Below are 3,862 nucleotides of genomic sequence, written 5' to 3'. Positions count from 1 at the left end.
CTCCGGAATTTCACTGATACAATCTTTGCCCTCCTCCAGGTTTTGCCAGAACTCCTCCAGGTTATTAGCCTGCGGATAGCGACCGCTCATGCCAATAATCGCGATCGGCTCACGGATAGCCCCGCCGGTTTCGGTCAAGGCGAAACGCCCCAGGCTTACGACCTTGCCGCCCGTTTCTGTTACTTCCTTGGTTTTAAACGAAGTCAATACTGGAAATTCACCCACTGCCTTGGGAGGCGCTGGCACTGCTCGATCATTTATCGCCATATCTGCCATCGGTGCCGCTTGTTCAGCATAGTGTGCATCCAGCCCGGTCCAGCTCAGACAGGCTGGCCAATGCTCATCGAGAAAATATTCCGTTAATTCCGCCAACGTCTGGTATTCATAAAACAGCGTTTTCGATAATTCCCCGAATACCTCGTTCAGCTTGCGATTTAACTGGGTGATCATAATTGAATCGATTCCATACTGTTCCAGCGGCTCATCAGATTCGACTCGCGTCACTTCCAGTTTCGCCACATTGCCAAACAAACGGCGGAGGCTGTACAACGTTTTCTCGTACACGCGTTCTCGATCGATATCCTCTCCCGGCTCGGGAACCAATGTCTCCTGGCTAGCAGGTTGTGAGCTCCGCCCGTATCCCAACACCCGCTCCCGCATCAGCTCTAGGTTCCCTTCCATCACCATCCACTGATCCCCTCTGATTGCCAATGCCTGATAAAGCGCCCGAATGCCACTATCGCTTTGCAACGCGATCATCCCTGTGCGCTCCACCATTGACTGTTCGGTTTGCGCATCCATTCGCATTCCTCCGGTTTTCCATAAAGGCCAATTGATCGATACCGTGTGACCCTGGCGTTTCCCCGTCGCTACCAGGCGATTGCGATAATGAACATAAGCATCCATAAACGCATTGGCCGCGGCATAATCGGCTTGGCCGGCATTGCCCAGGGCGCCGCTCATCGAGGAAAACACCACCAGGAAATCCAGTTTCATTTCCCGGCTGGCCTGATCCAGATTGACCAGCCCCGACACTTTTGGCGCTAACACGGCGCCGACTTCTTCCGCTGCCTTATTGAGAATAAAGTTATCCAGAATCACCCCGGCACTGTGCACAATGCCATTCAGACCGCCATAGACTTTTTCAATGTCACGCAATAATTCCTCGACCGCCGATGGATCGGTCACATCCACCTGGCGATACTCAACCCTGGAACACCGGGTTTCCAGTTCGTTAAGATGCTCGGCTTTGGCTTCGCTCAAGGCCGAGCGTCCGGTTAAGATCAACGTTGCGTCATTAACTTTTTTAGCGATATCCTTGGCAAACAGCAACCCCAAACCACCGGTGCCACCGGTGAGCAGGTAAACACCTTTCTCTTTCCAAGGCAGGGGATGAATTCCTTCGCTATTGCCTGCCACACAACCAGCCTCGTACCATTCCAACACTTCACGCTTCTGGTCGCGATAGCGGATATGGGGTGCAACGGACAGAGAACGGTTTTCCACTAAACGCTCTGCCAGCGTTTCCACCTGGGACAGATCTAACGCGGTTTCAATCAACTGCCCGATCAATTTGGGATTTTCCTGATGCGCGGTCCTTAACAGGCCCGAGAGTCCACTTAAAACGGCCCTCTCCTCCTCTTCTTCTCGGCCACCCGAGTTGGGGACTACCACCTGGAACAGAACCGGCGCTTTGGGTTTGCCGCTGAGAATCCCACGCAGCTGTTCAACGATCTGCAGTACATACGTGTTGTAACGTGTCGCAAGATCGGCGTGTTCGCATTGCAAACTTATGCATCGAACATCTTTAAAACGTGAGGCCAGTTGCTGGGAAAGTTTACGTTCAATACCGTCGCCCGGTTCGCACAGCACAATAAGATGTTCTGCCCACCGTTGGCTCTGGATATCACGCGACAACTCCGCCGCCTGTACCCGCCATTGGGGTTGAACCATCAGGATTCCCTGCTGTGATTGAATAGAGGTACCTATGGATCCCTTCAACATCCGCAGAACGAGACCTTTCAACTGCACACAGAGCTGACCGCTGTTATCGCAGAGATCAATATCCAGTGCTACCGTAGGGCCCGACACGCTGGCTTGTCCCTCAGCGTAATGAATGGAAGCCCACATCTCGGTAACGCAGGTTTGATATAGATGCAGCGATGCCAGCGAATAAGGTAGCACCGGCTGAGTCACACCACTCTGGTGCACCCAGCCAATGATCGCTGCCTGTAGCGCAGCATCCAGTAAACCGGGGTGCAGGCTAAATTGACGGCCAACTCCTTCCGCTGAACCCGGCAGCCGCAGGGACGCCAACAGCTGACGATCACCCATTAACACTTCGTGCAGGCAACGATAGGCCACACCAACATCCATACCCAGTGAGTGTAATGACCGGTAAACGTCCGCCCCGCTCAGCCGAGTCGTCTGGCACTGCTCTTTCAATTCGGCAAGCATCAGCACCGGTGCCAATACACGCTCCCCCATCACTGCGTGCCCCTGACCGTGAACCAAGGGCGCATCTGTAGAATCCAGATCACTGTAGATCTCATAACCGATGCGGTCAGCCGTAACAGGATAGAGGCTGATATGCAGCGGACAGCGTTGTTCAGTGATCACAGCGGGCTGTGCCCATACCATATCGTTCAGTTGAAGCCCGGGGGCATCTTCAAAACCCGAGGCTTTTATCACCGCCGCACAGGCCATTTCCAGATAAGCCATACCAGGCAGTACCGACTCACCCTTTATCTGTTGACCCACCCATTCATCGCTACGACTGAAGAGTGAACTGAACCGCTGTTCGGTTAAGGTCGATGTATTTTGATGAAGCAAGGGATGCAGCCTGCCGATCGCTTCTCCTTCATCAAGGCTCGGCTTTTCACGGCCAATGTCGAGCCAATAGCGTTCTTTTGCAAACGGATAAACCGGTAAACTGATACGCCGTGGCTGCTCGCCGTCATATAGCTTCGCCCAGTCCACCTCAAACCCTTTTACCCACAACTCCAACAATTTGGTGTACTTGCCTCGCTCAATCCATTTGGCCACCGCCTCCTGAAATTCGGTGTCGGCGATAAACATACCTAAAGCGTCTTTATTCTGCTTTACCCGGCCACAGTGAAGGTCTTCTATTCCTTTTTCTCCCTTGACGTATTGCTGCAACCTTTCTTTCAAACTCTCGACACTGTCCACCAACAGCCCTACACGTTCATCCATTTCCTCACGCCCCATCTGCAGGGTATAAGCCAGATCCGCTAAATGGATTTCGGTTTGCTGTTCTACATAATCCAACAGTTGTTGGGCATACACTTTCAACTGTTTGTCCGTTTTGGCTGAAAGCACTACCAACGCAGACTGTTGACCTGTGACTTGGCGTGTCGTTTGTGTCGATGTCCCCGGTAGGTATTCCTCTATAATGACATGCGCATTGGCACCTCCCGCACCAAACGAGGAAACTCCCGCAATTCTGGGGTATTCACGCCGGTCGCCATTCTGCTCTACCTCTGGACGCTTCCACTCAGACAGCCCTTGCTGCACCATAAATGGTGTTTTCTCAAAATTGATATTTGGGTTGAGTTTTTCTGCATGCAGACTCGGCACTAGTTGCTTATGTTGCATTTGCAGGATGACCTTGGTTAATCCCGCGATGCCCGCCGCCGATTCCAAATGCCCGATATTGGATTTGGTCGAGCCTAACGCACAGAACTGAATCTCGTTTGTATCCACTTTAAAAGCCTGTGTCAGGCCCGTTACTTCAATCGGATCACCCAGTTCCGTGCCCGTGCCATGCGCTTCGATATAGCTGATCGCACGCGCATCCACACCGGCCTTCTCGATCGCCTCGCGGATCAACTCACCCTGGGCC

At 52.8% G+C, this 3,862-nt stretch carries 1 protein-coding gene; it reads right to left on the bottom strand.

Going from position 1 to position 3,862, the window contains the following annotated elements:
- Positions 1–3,862: SDR family NAD(P)-dependent oxidoreductase (locus tag ACQY5R_RS18110; RefSeq protein WP_428610691.1), on the bottom strand; the 3,862-nt coding region annotated here is incomplete at both ends.

The organism is Sedimenticola sp. (assembly GCF_050289425.1).
Taxonomy (GTDB): Bacteria; Pseudomonadota; Gammaproteobacteria; order Chromatiales; family Chromatiaceae; genus Sedimenticola.
This window is presented reverse-complemented; position numbering and strand designations above follow the sequence as displayed.